Below are 13,960 nucleotides of genomic sequence, written 5' to 3' on the forward strand. Positions count from 1 at the left end.
AAAAAGCCCCTCAGGCCGGCAACGGTACGAATACGCTCCAATGGACTGATTTCGTTACAACTTCAGTTGGAGCATGGTTTACAGTACCCGCGCTCCAGCGAATCATCCATAAACGGTATTTGGTGGAGTGATTCCTTTACACCCAAACACAGACTCCACGGCGCATAAACGGCCCGCTTGACCGCTTGTACGAGGCTGGCACAGAACGTGCTCATGTCCCTTGGTCCGCTCCTGATAAACATGATGTTTATCGGGTCCAGGGACCCCGTACAAGAACAATAAAAGAGGATGATTCATGCAAAATCACCGACCTGATACCCCAGAACCGGAACTGCAACGCAGCCTGTCCAACCGTCATATCCAGCTGATTGCCATTGGCGGTGCCATCGGTACCGGTCTGTTCATGGGCTCGGGCAAGACCATCAGCCTCGCAGGTCCTTCGATCATCTTCGTCTACATGATCATCGGTTTCATGTTGTTTTTCGTGATGCGCGCCATGGGCGAGCTGCTGTTATCCAACCTCAAGTACAAATCTTTCATCGACTTTTCCGCAGACCTGCTGGGCCCGATGGCCGGCTACTTCACTGGCTGGACCTACTGGTTCTGCTGGATCGTGACCGGTATCGCCGATGTGATTGCCATCTCCGGCTACACCCACTTCTGGTTCCCCGACATCCCGCTTTGGCTGCCGGCCATCGGCTGCGTTGCGCTGCTGCTGTCACTGAACCTGATCACGGTGAAGATGTTCGGCGAGCTGGAATTCTGGTTCGCCATGATCAAGATCGTGGCCATCTGCGCGTTGGTCTGCACCGGGCTGTATATGGTGACCACGGCGTTCCAGTCGCCCACCGGCAACTCGGCCTCCATGGCCAACCTGTGGAATGACGGGGGCATGTTCCCCCACGGCCTGATGGGCTTCTTTGCCGGTTTCCAGATTGCCGTATTTGCGTTCGTGGGCATTGAGCTGGTGGGCACCACCGCCGCTGAGACCAAAAACCCGGAGCGCAACCTGCCACGGGCGATCAACTCGATTCCGCTGCGCATCATCATGTTCTATGTGTTTGCATTGATTGCGATCCTGGCGGTCACCCCGTGGCGTGATGTGGTGGCGGACAAGAGCCCGTTCGTGGAGCTGTTCATGCTCGCCGGTCTGCCCGCCGCCGCAGGCATCATCAACTTCGTGGTGCTGACCTCGGCGGCGTCTTCGGCCAACAGCGGCGTGTTTTCCACCAGCCGCATGCTGTTCGGCCTGGCAATGGACGGCGATGCCCCAAGCAAGTTCAAGAACCTGTCGCGCCGTGCAGTGCCGTCCAATGGCCTGATCTTCTCCTGTATCTGCCTGCTGGCCGGGGCGCTGGTGATTTATGTGGTGCCCAACCTGATGGAGGCCTTCACCCTGATCACCACGGTATCGGCTACCTTGTTCATGTTCGTGTGGACCATGATCCTGCTGTCCTACCTGGCCTATCGCAAAAAGCGCGATCACCTGCACCGTGCCTCGAAGTACAAGATGCCCGGCGGCAAGGTCATGGTCTGGGTATGCCTGACCTTCTTCGTGTTTATCCTGACCCTGTTGGCCCTGGAAGATGACACTCGCCAGGCGCTGTACATGGTGCCGCTGTGGTTCGTGGTGCTGGGCCTGGGCTATCGCTCGGTGCTGCGCAACAAGCAGGAGGCTGCGGACCTGGCTTGCCAGACCGACTGATGGCCGCTTCACGACATTGATTCTGCCTGGGGGGCGGCACAGGGTGTGCCGCCCCTCGTTGTTTGTTGTCAGGGAGCGATAGCCATGCGAATTCACGTTACGTTCAAAGACCGCGTCGGCATTACCCAGGAAATCCTGATGCTGCTGGGCGCGCGCAATCTCAACCTGGACGCGGTGGAGATGAGCCCGCCGAATGTCTATATCGATGCCCCCACCCTGTCGCAAAAGGTGCTGGACGAACTCCACCACGCTTTGCTGGGGGTAACAGGAGTGCAGGCTGTTGATCTGGTGGACATCCTCCCCGGGCAGCGCCGCCGCCTGCAGCTGGAGGCCCTGCTGGCCGCCATGAGCGACCCGGTGATGGCGGTGGATCCCGATGGCTGCGTGCTGCTGGCCAACCCCGGGCTGACGGATCTTTATGGCAGCGACCCCACCGGTGAGCCGCTGTCGAATCTGTTCGCAGCCCCTGACCTGGCCCGCACCCTGATCGATAAAGGCTTTCGCCTGCCCATGTGCGAAGTCAGCTTCAAGGGGCGCGACCTGCTGCTCGATGCCACGCCCATCAGCGGCGGCGCGGATGTTCTGGTGGGCGGTCTGCTGACCCTGTACCCGCCGAGCCGTATCGGCGAGCGGTTGGCGTCCTTGTTGCGCGATCCGGCAGAAGGGCTGGAAGCCTTGCTGGGCAAGTCGGCGGTGCTGGAAGAGCTCAAGATCCGGTTGCACAAAGTGGCGAGCCTGGATGCGCCGTTGCTGATCCAGGGCGAAACTGGCACGGGCAAAGAGCTGGTGGCTCATGCCTGTCATGCCATGAGTGCCCGCCGCGATGCGTCGTTCCTGGCCTTGAACTGTGCCGCGCTGCCCGAGAGCCTGGCCGAAAGCGAGCTGTTCGGTTACGCCGCCGGGGCCTTTACCGGTGCCCAGCGTGGCGGCAAGCCGGGGCTGCTGGAGTTGGCAGACCGTGGCACGGTGTTTCTCGACGAAGTGGGGGAGATGTCCCCGTACCTGCAAGCCAAGCTGCTGCGGTTTCTCAGTGACGGCTGCTTTCGGCGGATCGGCGGCGAACGTGAAGTGCAGGTCAATGTGCGGGTGCTCTGCGCGACGCACCGCGACCTGGAGCGCATGGTGCGCGAAGGCACCTTCCGCGAGGATCTGTATTACCGCCTCAACGTCCTCAACCTGCTGGTGCCGCCGTTGCGCGAGCGCGGCATGGATATCCTGCTGCTGGCCGAGCACTTTTTGCGCCAGGCCTGCGAGCAGATCCACCGCTCACCCTGTCAACTGGCTGTGGCGACCCATCCGCTGCTGCTGGGCAATCGCTGGGCGGGCAATGTGCGGCAACTGCAAAACGTCATCTTCCGCGCGGCAGCCACCAGCGAGGGCGACATGATTGATTGCGGCGATCTGGAACTGGCGGGCACCGAGCTGACCGCGCATAAGTCAGCCAGCGCAGAAGTGACCAGCCTGGAGGAGGCGATGCAGGGGTTTGAAAAAGCCTTGCTGGAACGTTACTACACGGCCTATCCATCGACCCGGCAGTTGGCCTCGCGCTTGCAGACGTCGCATACCGCTATAGGCCAGCGGTTGCGCAAGTACGGGATCGCCTCGCGCTCCTAACCCGCACTGCTGAACTGTAGCCGCTGAGGAGCGGAGCGAGGCTGCGATGGCGTGGTGCGGCACTCCGGCGCAGCCGTCGTAAAACCTTTCAGTTCAGGTAGTTTGCGCTGGTTCCAGTGGTGTGATTCTGCTCCAGCGGAATGATTTCGCTCCGTGCCCGCCCTGACCCCGCCCTTGTGGGACCGACCTGCCAGATCCTCTCCAGGGCTGGAGCAGTTTCGCTCCACCGCCTTCATCACAAGGGTTTCTTTTTTATTTAAGTGATTGATATTAAAAGTTTTTTAAAAGTTGGCATTGCCCTTGCTCTTGTCCTGTCAGTTGCGCCTGTCCGTCCTGCATCAGGACACACTGATAACAAGAGAAATGTCCATGAGCACTCTGCGCTTTACCCCTGAACACGAATGGCTGCGCCTGGAGGCGTCTGGCGAGTTGACTGTCGGTATTACCGACTTTGCCCAGCAGGCATTGGGCGATGTGGTGTTTGTGCAGCTACCCGACTTGGGGGCTTTCAACGCCGGTCATGAAGTGGCGGTCGTGGAGTCGGTAAAGGCAGCCAGCACGATCGCCATGCCCCTGACCGGCGAGGTGGTGGCCGTCAACGCGGCACTGCTCGATGACCCCGCACGGGTCAATACCTCGCCGCTGGGCGAAGGCTGGTTTTTCCGTATGCGCATCGAAGACATGTCGGCTTTCAACGACCTGCTGGACCCGCAGGCCTATGACGCCTTCGTCGCCGCAAACAGCTGATATCGCCCCGCAGGCATTGCTTGAACCTCTAATAAAAAGGAAACTTCCCATGTTTCATAAAAGCCTGACCCTGTCCGATTTCGACCCGGCCCTGTTCGCTGCCATCACCCGCGAGGCGCAACGCCAGGAAGAGCATATCGAGCTGATAGCCTCGGAGAACTACACCAGCCCGCAAGTGATGCAGGCCCAGGGCACCGAGCTGACAAACAAGTACGCCGAAGGCTACCCGGGCAAGCGTTATTACGGTGGCTGTGAACATGTTGATGTGGTCGAGCAACTGGCCATCGACCGGGCCAAGGAACTGTTCGGCGCAGGCTATGCCAACGTTCAGCCGCACTCCGGTTCACAGGCCAACGCTGCGGTGTATCTGGCATTGCTGCAAGCGGGCGACACCCTTCTGGGCATGAGCCTGGCCCACGGCGGCCATCTGACCCACGGCGCCAGGGTCAGCTCCTCGGGCAAGTTGTACAACGCGGTTCAATACGGCATCGATGCCAATGGCCTGATCGACTATGACGAGGTCGAGCGCCTGGCCCTGGAGTACCAACCAAAAATGATTGTGGCCGGGTTCTCGGCCTACTCCAAGACCCTGGATTTCCCGCGTTTTCGTGCCATTGCCGACAAGGTCGGGGCCTATCTGTTTGTGGACATGGCCCATGTCGCCGGGCTGGTGGCGGTTGGCTTGTATCCCAACCCGCTGCCTTACGCCGATGTGGTCACCACCACTACCCACAAGACCTTGCGCGGCCCTCGGGGTGGGCTGATATTGGCCAAGGCCGACCCCGACCTGGAAAAAAAGCTCAACTCTGCGGTGTTCCCCGGTGGGCAGGGCGGGCCGCTGATGCATGTCATCGCGGCCAAGGCGGTGTGCTTCAAGGAGGCGCTGGAGCCGGACTTCAAGGACTACCAGTTCCAGGTGATCAAGAACGCCCAGGCGATGGCCGAAGTGTTCAAGCAGCGTGGCTATGACGTGGTTTCGGGTGGTACCGACAACCACCTGTTTCTGGTCAGCCTGATCCGCCAGGGCATTACCGGCAAGGACGCCGACGCAGCGTTGGGCCGTGCCCATATCACCGTCAACAAGAACGCCGTGCCCAATGACCCGCAGTCGCCGTTCGTGACCTCGGGCCTGCGTATCGGCACCCCGGCGGTGACCACTCGCGGCTTGCAGATCCCCGAGTGCCGTGCGCTGGCCACCTGGATCTGCGACATCCTTGACCACCCTGGCGATGCCGCCATTGAGGCCCGGGTTGCCCGCCAGGTCGGCGAACTGTGTGCCCTGTTTCCGGTGTATTCGGCTTGATTGCAGACCTGTGTGGAGCCACGCCATGAATGCACAACAGCCCGTAGCCAGCCACCCGCAGCCCCTGCAGGCCGGGGTCAAATTGCGCGGTGCCGAGAAGGTCGCGCGTATTCCGGTGAAGATCCTGCCCACCGAAGATATCCCGCGTAAACCCGAGTGGATCCGCGTGCCCCTTGCCACCTCACCCGAGGTGGCACGGGTCAAGGCGCTGCTGCGCAAACACAAGCTGCACAGCGTGTGCGAAGAAGCGGCCTGCCCGAACCTGGGCGAGTGTTTTTCGGGGGGGACTGCGACCTTTATGATCATGGGCGATGTCTGCACCCGGCGCTGCCCGTTCTGCGACGTGGGGCACGGGCGGCCGAAACAGCTGGATATGGACGAACCGAAAAACCTCGCCATCGCCATTGCCGACCTGGGCCTCAAGTATGTGGTGATCACTTCGGTGGACCGTGATGACTTGCGCGACGGTGGCGCGCAGCACTTTGTCGACTGCCTGCGCGAAATCCGCAAGCTGTCGCCGGGGGTGCAACTGGAAACCCTGGTGCCTGATTATCGTGGGCGCATGGACGTGGCCCTGGCGATCACCGCGCAGGAGCCGCCCGATGTGTTCAACCACAACCTGGAAACCGTGCCACGGCTGTATAAAGCCGCGCGGCCGGGATCGGATTTCGAGTGGTCACTGGACTTGCTGCAACACTTCAAGCACCGGGTGCCCCATGTGCCTACCAAGTCGGGGTTGATGCTGGGGTTGGGTGAGACGGATGAAGAGGTGCTCGACGTCATGCGGCGCCTGCGCGAGCATGAGGTCGACATGCTGACGCTGGGGCAGTACCTGCAACCCTCGCGCAGCCACCTGGCGGTGCAGCGGTTTGTGCACCCGGACAGCTTTGCCTGGCTTGCCGAAGAAGGGTTGCGCATGGGCTTTAAAAACGTCGCGGCGGGGCCGTTGGTGCGCTCGTCCTATCACGCGGACAAGCAGGTGCAAGGGGGCATATCGGCTTAGCGGGGCGCCACAATCCCTGTGGGAGCGGGCTTGCTCGCGATGCAGGCGGCGCGGTCAGCCAGCCACACCGCGGTGCTGCCATCGCGGGCAAGCCCGCTCCCACAGGTACAGGGTTTACTTCTGAGCAAGTGCCTTGATGATCGCAGCAATATTGCCCTGCAACTCGGCCACGGGGTCGGTGCCATCGGCAACGATCACCACCAGCGTGCTGTCGCCCTCGGCAATAGCTTTTTTCACCTCAGCTGAAGGCTCACGGTGGTCCAGCACCAGCGCCACACCCTGGTCTTTCAAGGTGTGGCTCAGCGCTTGCAATGCCTCAGGCGTCCAGGTCTCGTCGCCTTTGTGGTCCACCTCAACCCGTTCCAGATTCAAGCCGCCAATCAGGTAATCGAGCCGGTCGGACAAGCTCACCACAGTCAAGTTGTCTGCCTTGGCCAGTTGCGCTTCGCTGTCGGCGCTGAGCTTGAGCAAACGCTGTTTGAGGCTCGCCAGGTTGGCTTCGATTCGGGGTTTGGCATCCGGTGCCAAGCGCACAAGATCCGCTGCGATGACATCCGCCATGCGCCCCATATTGTTGCTGGTCAGCCACGGCTGGCTGTTCAGGCCATCGCCGTGGGCACCCGGCTGCACGGCAATGCCCGGCAGGCTGCCGTCCACCGGGCGCGCCGCGTCCACTTCTACAATGCGGATATTGCTGCGCCGTGCCATCGGGTACAGCGGGTCGTCGCTCCACAGCGAGCGCAGGCCGATCACCGCGTCGGCCCCGGTGGCCAGCGTGTGCAGGGCCGGGGCGCCTCGGCCGCTGAAGTAGGCACTCTGGCGGCTGCCCGGCAGGTTGGCCGGGGCTGCCCGTTGCAGTTTCACGCCGCTGTCCTTGAGCAGCAGTTCGCTCAAGCCAAAGGTAATCGGCAGGCTGGCCAGTACGGTGGTTTCGGCCAGTACCGGAGTGCTCAACAGGCCGGTGAGGGCCAGGGCTAGGGTCAGTTTGCGCAGAGTGAACATTTATCCAATATTCCCTTTCAGGCTGGGCACCACGCCGCGGGCGATGGCAGCGAGGGCGAAGGCGATGCCGGCCATCAGAATGATCGCGGCACCGGACGGGATCGGCAGGTCAAACACGATGGGCAGCAGGATGCCGCACAGGGTGCTGACGGTAGCGATCAGCACCGATATCCAGAAAAACCCCTTCAACGACTGGCTGAGCAATCGTGCTGCCGCCGCCGGAATCACCAGCAGGGCACCGACCAGAATCGCGCCGATGACTTTAACGGCGGCTACGGTGATCAGCGTCACCAGAATCACAAACAGATAATCCAGCGCCTTCACTGCCACTCCGCGCACCGCGGCCAGTTGCGGGTTGAAGCTGGCCAGCATGATGCGGTTGTACAGCGGCAGGCTCAGCCCCAGTACTAGCGCGCCGACCACCGCCAGCACCAGCAGGTCGTTGCCGTTGACCGTCAGTACCGAACCGAACAGCACGTTCTCAAGGATATGCACGTTGATCTTGCCGGCCAGAATCAGCAGCAGGCTGGCGCCCAGGGCCAATGACACCGAGAGGAACACGCCGATCAGCGTATCCGGTGCCAGCCCGGTGCGGTTGCGCAGGTAATTGAGCGAGATGCCGAATAACAGGCAATAGCCGAACAGGCTGCCATAGGGCCCGGTGTAGGGCTCGCCGAGCAGGATGCCGATGGCCACGCCGGTCAATGCGGCATGTCCCACGGCTTCGGAAAAAAACGCGAAACGCTTGACCACCACCAGTGTGCCCAGCCCGCCCAGCACCGGGCCGATCAGCAGGCCGGCGAGCAGGGCGTTGACCACAAAACCATAGGCCAGCACTTCGGGCAGATAACCGGCAGATGCCCAGCCCTGAACCATTAAACGGAAGGCTTCGTAACTCATCAAAGGGTGCTCCCGTGCGCCTTGGGGTGGGTCGAAAACAGCGTGAGCAAGCGTTCCGGGCTCAGGGTTTGCTCTGGCGGGCCGTCGAACAGCACCTGGCGGTTGAGGCCGGTGACGCGCTCGGCCAGGCGCTTGACCGCCGCCAGGTCGTGCTCGATCCACACCACCGTGACCCCGGCCTGGCGCCAGTCCGTCAGCAGGCGTTCAAACACCTGGGCGCCGGCTTCGTCCAGGGCCGACATGGGTTCATCCAGCACCAGCAATTGCGGTGCAGGAATCAGGCCCTGGGCCAGCAGCACGCGCTGGCGTTCACCGCCGGACAGCGCGCCCATGCGCCGCTTGCGCTTGTCTTGCATGCCCACCCGTTCCAGTGCTTCGCCGATGGCCGGAGCGACCTTGCGCGACAACCCCATAAAGGCCGGGCGACGCTGGCACATGGCGGCCATAAAATCATCCACGGTCATCGGCAAGCCGCGATCAAACTCCAGCGCCTGGGGTACATAACCGATCAACCCCGGCTCACCGGGCCAGTTCAAGCACAGGCGGCCCTGATGGGGCATTTGCCCCAGCAAGGTCTTGATCAGCGAGCTTTTGCCGCCTCCATTAGGGCCGACCAGGGCATGCACGCTGCCGGGGCGGATGCTGAAACTGACATGATCGAGAATGGCGGTGCGGCCCAGGGTCAGGGACACCTGGTCAAATTCCACCCCCGGCCCGCAAGCCGTGACTGACAGGCGTTCAGCGACAGTCATGCGCCGGCCTCCTGGATTGCCCGGACTACGGTATCGAGGTTGCCGGTCATTTCTTTTTCGTACTTGTCGGCGCTGTAGTCGCCATAGGAAATATGCGACAGCGGGTACAACTTGACCCCGGACTCACGTTGGATGGTGTCGACGTAAGTGGACGGGAAATCCATTTCGGAGAAGATCACCTTCACGTCCAGTTCGCGCAGTTGGTCGATGGTTTTTTTCAACTGGCTGGGGCTGGGCTCGATGCCGTGGGCAGGTTCGACCACAGCGGTCACTTCCAGGCCAAACTCGCGCAACAGGTAGTCGTATGCCGCATGCACCGTGGCGACGCGCAGGTCGGCGTTGGGCGCCTGGGTCAGCTTGGCCAGGGCATCGGCGCGCATCTGGCGCAGGCGCTTGCCGTAGGCGCGGGCATTGGCGGTGTAGGTTTTGGCGTTGGCCGGGTCGAGCTTGCCCAGTTCACGGGCAATGTTGTTGACCTGGGCAATCGAGGCGCTGATCGACAGAAAGGTGTGCGGGTTGACCACCTTGCCCGCACCCCGCGCCGCGTTGCCGGTGGCGGCCAGCAAGGGCACGTTCTGGTTGGCCTCGATCACCGGGATCTGCGGTTTTTCGCTGGCCTCGATCATGCGGTCGGCGAAGTCATCGTGGCCCACGCCGTTGAGCACGATCACATCCAGGGTGCCGATGCGCTTGATATCTTCGGCGCGGGGTTCGTAGGCGTGAGGGTTGAACCCGGCCGGAATCAGCGGCACCACCTCGGCCTTGTCGCCGACGATGTTTTTCACATAGCTGTAGTAGGGGTGCAGGGTGATGCCGATGCGCAGCGGTTTGGCCAGGGGTGCCGGGGTGTCGGCAAAGGCCTGCGGTAACAGGCAACAGGCAAGCAGGGCCGCCAGCAGCAGGGTGCGGCGGCGCAGAACAGATGAAATCGACATGGCGAGCAGTCTTCTCTCAGGTCAGGCAGTGGGTTCAGTGACGATGCTGGCGGGTGACCCCGGCATCGAATTGCGCGATCACTTGCTGCCAGCCACTCTGGTTGAGGGCGGCATCGCTCAGATCAGTGACGGGCCTCACATCGTGCTGACGGTTAAGCCAGATATCGGGCTGCTCGCCGAGGCGCAGCAGAAACGAGCCCGCCACTTCGGGATTAGGGCTGATGCCCAGATAAGCCTGCTCGCCCAGCATCTGCCAGGTGTGGTTGCCCCGGCTGATCGAACTGGCATCGTGAGCAAAGGGCGCAAAGCCTTCTTCAGCCAGTTGCGCGGGCGGCGGCAGGGTGCCGGCCTCTTCGCGCAGCAACTGGACTTCATCCAGGGTGACCCGCAGGTCGGCGTAGATGCCCTGCTCGGCGGCGCTCAGGTCGCGGCGCGCATCCAGCTGGTGGGCGGCCACCGAGGTCACTGCCTGCGACTCATGTCGCCAGGCCACCACTGAGCCTGCCACGGCCACAATCAGCAGGCACAACAGCAGCACATACAGGGTTTCATGCCCGGCACCGGCCGGGCGCATGACTTGAGTGCTCATGGGGCCTCGATATCGGCTTGGTCGATCTCAACGATATGCCCGGGGCCGGCGTCGAACAGCACATAGAATTCGGCCTCCGGGCGTTTGAAGGTCAGGGTCGAGTCGGCGCCCAGCTTGCCGGGCACCAGGATGGTTTCGTCGTAGCCGATCACGTCCAGCGTCACTCCCGGTGCGCCGCTGCCATCGGAAAACCCGCCGGTGCAGCGGATTTGCCCGTCCTCGATGGCCTTGCAGTCGCACATCGGGTTGTGGGCCAGGGCCTGGCTGCTGAAGGCCAGCACTGCGGCAATGGCCGGGATCTTTAACAGGCGCCAGGTCATGGTTTGCCTCCTCGTTGGGCCAGCCAGGCGACCGTCGCCGGTGAGGCCTGGCTCAGGGGAATGGAGGCCTGATGCATGGAGCCGTCCCACCCCTCAAGGGTGATCCACAGCTCGGCATCGGCCTTTGTGCGTTCCGGGATCGGCATCGTCGCGCCCATGCGGTACGGCGTGCCGAAAAAGATCACCCCGGCGGCGCGCAGGCTGCGCGGCTTGCCGATGCGCAGGTAGGCGGCCTTGACCTGATCGATACAGGTGTCGCACAGGGCCGCGTTAAAACTCTTCATGTAGCCGGCCGGGCCGTCGGGGCGCGGGGCTTCGTTGCGCAGCTCGGCCAGTTGCAGGCTCCAGGGGCCGACTTGCACGGTACCGATGTCGCGCTCGCCCAGGCCGCTGTCGCCGCGAAACAGCGAGGCATCGGCAAAGTACTTGGGCATAAAGCCCAGGGGCACCAGCAACAGCAAAATATTGATGTGAAAGCGCCATTTGTGCCACAGCCGGCTCAGGGCGGACGAGGGCGGTACAGCCACTGCCTTGCTCATACATTGGCCTCTTCGGGCTGTGGGCTATGTGCCGTGACGGCGGCTGGCCGCCGGGGTTTTTCGCTGCGCTTGAGGGCGTTGGCGGTGGCCAGGGCGGTGCGTTTGGTCCAGATCAGCAGACCGCTCAAGACCATCATGCTCAGGATCAAACCGAAGAAGAACCAGATCAGCTTGACCCACAGCCCGCCAAAGTCGCCGGTGTGCAGCGGGCGCATGGACTCGGTCACCAACTCCAGCCCGGAGCGGTCGGCAATCATCCGCGAGCCTTCGATGGCGCCGTTGTACGGGTTGATGTCGGCGGTCTGGAACAGCAGCGGGTACCAGCCCGGGCCGCCGACTTCGATATGCCCATAGGCATTGCTCGGCAGGCTGACAAAACTGGCTTCCAGCCCCGGGATGTTTTCGGCGGCGATCTGCACGGCCTGGTCGAGGTTGATCTGCGGCGCGGGCTTGCCGTCGGGCGTGACCGGCACATCCTGGCGAGCCACCACGGGCGGGTTGCCAGCGGTGGAGATGGAAATCTGGTTATCGAACATGAAAGCCTGGATCAGGAACCACAGGCCGGTGATGGAAATCACCGCGATAAACCAGATCGACCAGATACCGCACAGGCGATGAAAATCACCCCAGAAAATCCGTGCCCCGTGCTTGAAACGCAGGTTGGGCTTGAAAAAGCCCTTCCAGAATTTCTTGTAGACCACCAGTCCGGTGATCAACGAGCCCAGCAACGGCAGGCCGAGGAACGACACCAGGTACCAGCCCCAGCTATAGCCGTTGGTAAAGGGCACCAGCCACCAGCCGTGCAGGGCGCGGGTAAAGGCCTTGAAGTCAAAGCTGGGGCTTTCACCCTGGATCGCCCCGGAGTAGGGGTTGATATACAGCGACGGCGAGCGGCCGTCGGGGTACACCACACTGGCCACCAGGGCAAAGTGCGACTCGTCGGGGCGGCTGATGGACTGCACGGCCAGCGTCGGCTCGGCCTGGTGAATGGCGCTCAGCACCTGCTGGTAAGTCAGCAGTGGCGCATCATCGGACGGTTGCGTGGCGCGGGCCTCGGGGGTGGCCAGCCACACGATCTCCTGGCTGACCACGGCCAGCGTGCCGGTCACGCAGACAATCAGCACAAAGAACCAGATGGGCAGGGTCAGCCAGCTGTGAACCAGAAACCAGAGTTTTGAACGGGACTTTTTGGACATGGGAAACGGCAAACTCGCGGCAGGGCGGGTGTGTAATCGCCATTGAGAAGCGATTGCTTATCCATGTAGGACGAATGAGATGTTTAAAACCCGAACCTCGACATGTAAAAAATTGTTTCTTAGTTCCTGTAGCCGCCATCGCAGCCTCGCTGCGTTTGGACTTCTGTGAGGGGCATTCCCGTGAACACAGCAAAAACAAACAACACCAATCCCTTGTGGGAGCGGGCTTGCTCGCGATGCAAGCGGCGCGGTATTTCAGTTGAAACGCGCCGATGCCATCGCGAGCAAGCCCGCTCCCACAATTGAAGTTTCCTTCAGACCCTGTAGCCGCAGCCTCGCTCCGCTCGTCAGCGGCTACGGGTCGTTGGGTGCCTTAGCCCAGCGAGCGCCCCAGTTTCCAGTACCCCATCAGGGTCAGGCCCTTGCGGTCCAGGCCGCATTCATTGACGAAAAACCGCCTGATGGTCATCACCGCCATCGATTCCCCGGCCACCCAGGCGTAGAACTCGTTGTGCCTGGCACTGGCCCGCTCCCACAGGCGCTGGTTGTCCAGGTCCAGCTCCTGCAGTTCGGCACAGGCCCGAGCCTGCATGCGTCTTGGTGGCAAGCTGGCCAGCTCGCGGGCGGCGAGGATCATGCCGTCGCCGTGCTGTTTGCCCAGGCTGGCACGGGGCAGCCAGTGCACTTTGGTGTTCGCGCCGCAGTGCAGCGCCTGGCAGTCCGCCTCTTCAGGCACTTCGATAAAAGCCTGCACCTGGGGGGTGTCAGGGTGCAACGCCAGTGTTTCGAGGATGCCGGCAATGGCCGGCAGGGCGGTTTCGTCGCCGATCAGCAACACTTTGCGCATGCCTTGGGGTGGTTGCCATTCGTAGCCGCCGGGGTCGTCGGTATAAGCGCCATTGGGTGCCGCGATCTGCAGGCGATCACCCGCCCTGGCCTGGCTGGCCCAGCGTGTGGCGGGGCCGGTGACACCGTGCAGGACAAAGTCGATATCCAGCTCGCCCGCTTCCGCGCGCAGGTTGCGAATGGTGTAGGAGCGCATGGGCGGCACCTGTTCTGGGCTCATGTCCCGCAGGGGCGCTCGCCAGTCACCCTGTTTGGGCAGGTTGGCGGCGGCGCCATCGGCACTGGGGAACAGCAGCTTGACCCGTTGGTCGGGGGCCAGGGTGCGCATCAGCGCCACATCGCTGCCGCTGAACACAAAGCGTGTCAGCGATGGGCTCAAGGTGATGCGGTGCTTGAGCCGGATATCGAACAATCGATAGGCCGTGGGTTTGCTCAGACGATTGCGCAGGTTTTGCACCAGGGTGGCAGCGGCGGACATGTCAGCACCTCAATAGCAGGAGTCGTCTTGT

The 13,960-nt window shown here is 62.3% G+C and carries 14 protein-coding genes; 5 read left to right on the top strand and 9 right to left on the bottom strand.

Annotation, left to right across the window (positions count from 1 at the left end; genetic code table 11):
• Window positions 1-295 precede the first annotated feature (295 nt).
• The 5 genes from cycA to lipA all read left to right on the top strand — a co-directional run bounded on the left by cycA (window position 296) and on the right by lipA (window position 6,372).
• Window positions 296-1,705 carry a D-serine/D-alanine/glycine transporter gene (gene cycA / locus BLU25_RS00165; protein ID WP_016780330.1) on the top strand — a complete coding sequence of 470 codons (1,410 nt, stop codon included), beginning with the start codon at window positions 296-298 and terminating at the stop codon, window positions 1,703-1,705.
• A gap of 84 nt (window positions 1,706-1,789) precedes the next feature.
• Window positions 1,790-3,319, top strand: a complete 1,530-nt coding sequence (locus BLU25_RS00170; protein ID WP_083369459.1) for a sigma-54-dependent transcriptional regulator — start codon at window positions 1,790-1,792, stop codon at window positions 3,317-3,319.
• Between the two features lie 369 nt (window positions 3,320-3,688).
• Window positions 3,689-4,066 carry a glycine cleavage system protein GcvH gene (gene gcvH / locus BLU25_RS00175; protein ID WP_016780332.1) on the top strand — a complete coding sequence of 126 codons (378 nt, stop codon included), beginning with the start codon at window positions 3,689-3,691 and terminating at the stop codon, window positions 4,064-4,066.
• A gap of 49 nt (window positions 4,067-4,115) precedes the next feature.
• Window positions 4,116-5,369 (top strand): serine hydroxymethyltransferase, encoded by a 1,254-nt coding sequence (glyA, locus tag BLU25_RS00180; RefSeq protein ID WP_016780333.1) that lies wholly within the window; start codon window positions 4,116-4,118, stop codon window positions 5,367-5,369.
• A 25-nt stretch (window positions 5,370-5,394) separates the two neighbouring features.
• Window positions 5,395-6,372: a lipoyl synthase gene (lipA, locus tag BLU25_RS00185; protein WP_016780334.1), complete on the top strand. Its 978-nt coding sequence runs from the start codon at window positions 5,395-5,397 to the stop codon at window positions 6,370-6,372.
• A 114-nt stretch (window positions 6,373-6,486) separates the two neighbouring features.
• Here the strand turns inward: lipA and BLU25_RS00190 are convergent, their stop codons facing one another.
• From BLU25_RS00190 to BLU25_RS00235, 9 genes are all read right to left on the bottom strand, one after another.
• Window positions 6,487-7,374, bottom strand: coding sequence for a metal ABC transporter solute-binding protein, Zn/Mn family (locus BLU25_RS00190; RefSeq protein ID WP_016780335.1), 888 nt, complete (start codon window positions 7,372-7,374; stop codon window positions 6,487-6,489).
• Complete coding sequence (locus BLU25_RS00195) at window positions 7,375-8,274, bottom strand: metal ABC transporter permease (protein WP_016780336.1); 900 nt, start codon at window positions 8,272-8,274, stop codon at window positions 7,375-7,377.
• A complete protein-coding gene (locus tag BLU25_RS00200) occupies window positions 8,274-9,026 on the bottom strand; it encodes a metal ABC transporter ATP-binding protein (RefSeq protein ID WP_016780337.1) in 753 nt (250 codons plus the stop codon). Before BLU25_RS00200 ends, BLU25_RS00195 begins: the two co-directional genes overlap by 1 nt.
• The gene (locus tag BLU25_RS00205; protein WP_016780338.1) at window positions 9,023-9,961 is read right to left on the bottom strand and encodes a metal ABC transporter substrate-binding protein; all 939 of its coding nucleotides are present in this window, start codon (window positions 9,959-9,961) and stop codon (window positions 9,023-9,025) included. Before BLU25_RS00205 ends, BLU25_RS00200 begins: the two co-directional genes overlap by 4 nt.
• A 34-nt stretch (window positions 9,962-9,995) precedes the next feature.
• Window positions 9,996-10,550, bottom strand: coding sequence for a DUF6162 family protein (locus tag BLU25_RS00210; protein WP_083369460.1), 555 nt, complete (start codon window positions 10,548-10,550; stop codon window positions 9,996-9,998).
• Window positions 10,547-10,870, bottom strand: coding sequence for a hypothetical protein (locus tag BLU25_RS00215; RefSeq protein WP_016780340.1), 324 nt, complete (start codon window positions 10,868-10,870; stop codon window positions 10,547-10,549). The genes BLU25_RS00210 and BLU25_RS00215 overlap by 4 nt, the downstream gene beginning before the upstream one ends.
• Window positions 10,867-11,409, bottom strand: a complete 543-nt coding sequence (locus tag BLU25_RS00220; RefSeq protein ID WP_016780341.1) for a hypothetical protein — start codon at window positions 11,407-11,409, stop codon at window positions 10,867-10,869. Before BLU25_RS00220 ends, BLU25_RS00215 begins: the two co-directional genes overlap by 4 nt.
• Window positions 11,406-12,605, bottom strand: a complete 1,200-nt coding sequence (locus tag BLU25_RS00225; protein WP_083369461.1) for a PepSY-associated TM helix domain-containing protein — start codon at window positions 12,603-12,605, stop codon at window positions 11,406-11,408. The genes BLU25_RS00220 and BLU25_RS00225 overlap by 4 nt, the downstream gene beginning before the upstream one ends.
• Window positions 12,606-12,978: 373 nt before the next feature.
• A complete protein-coding gene (locus tag BLU25_RS00235) occupies window positions 12,979-13,929 on the bottom strand; it encodes a siderophore-interacting protein (protein WP_016780343.1) in 951 nt (316 codons plus the stop codon).
• Between the last annotated feature and the right edge of the window lie 31 nt (window positions 13,930-13,960).

Origin of the sequence: Pseudomonas fragi, from assembly GCF_900105835.1 — a bacterium.
Classification (GTDB): Bacteria; Pseudomonadota; Gammaproteobacteria; order Pseudomonadales; family Pseudomonadaceae; genus Aquipseudomonas; species Aquipseudomonas fragi.

Excerpts from the sequence above, each read along its gene's own strand:
- cycA (WP_016780330.1), top strand. The coding sequence starts at position 296 with ATGCAAAATCACCGACCTGATACCCCAGAACCGGAACTGCAACGCAGC.
- BLU25_RS00170 (WP_083369459.1), top strand. The coding sequence starts at position 1,790 with ATGCGAATTCACGTTACGTTCAAAGACCGCGTCGGCATTACCCAGGAA.
- gcvH (WP_016780332.1), top strand. The coding sequence starts at position 3,689 with ATGAGCACTCTGCGCTTTACCCCTGAACACGAATGGCTGCGCCTGGAG.
- glyA (WP_016780333.1), top strand. The coding sequence starts at position 4,116 with ATGTTTCATAAAAGCCTGACCCTGTCCGATTTCGACCCGGCCCTGTTC.
- lipA (WP_016780334.1), top strand. The coding sequence starts at position 5,395 with ATGAATGCACAACAGCCCGTAGCCAGCCACCCGCAGCCCCTGCAGGCC.
- BLU25_RS00190 (WP_016780335.1), bottom strand. The coding sequence starts at position 7,374 with ATGTTCACTCTGCGCAAACTGACCCTAGCCCTGGCCCTCACCGGCCTG.
- BLU25_RS00195 (WP_016780336.1), bottom strand. The coding sequence starts at position 8,274 with ATGAGTTACGAAGCCTTCCGTTTAATGGTTCAGGGCTGGGCATCTGCC.
- BLU25_RS00200 (WP_016780337.1), bottom strand. The coding sequence starts at position 9,026 with ATGACTGTCGCTGAACGCCTGTCAGTCACGGCTTGCGGGCCGGGGGTG.
- BLU25_RS00205 (WP_016780338.1), bottom strand. The coding sequence starts at position 9,961 with ATGTCGATTTCATCTGTTCTGCGCCGCCGCACCCTGCTGCTGGCGGCC.
- BLU25_RS00210 (WP_083369460.1), bottom strand. The coding sequence starts at position 10,550 with ATGAGCACTCAAGTCATGCGCCCGGCCGGTGCCGGGCATGAAACCCTG.
- BLU25_RS00215 (WP_016780340.1), bottom strand. The coding sequence starts at position 10,870 with ATGACCTGGCGCCTGTTAAAGATCCCGGCCATTGCCGCAGTGCTGGCC.
- BLU25_RS00220 (WP_016780341.1), bottom strand. The coding sequence starts at position 11,409 with ATGAGCAAGGCAGTGGCTGTACCGCCCTCGTCCGCCCTGAGCCGGCTG.
- BLU25_RS00225 (WP_083369461.1), bottom strand. The coding sequence starts at position 12,605 with ATGTCCAAAAAGTCCCGTTCAAAACTCTGGTTTCTGGTTCACAGCTGG.
- BLU25_RS00235 (WP_016780343.1), bottom strand. The coding sequence starts at position 13,929 with ATGTCCGCCGCTGCCACCCTGGTGCAAAACCTGCGCAATCGTCTGAGC.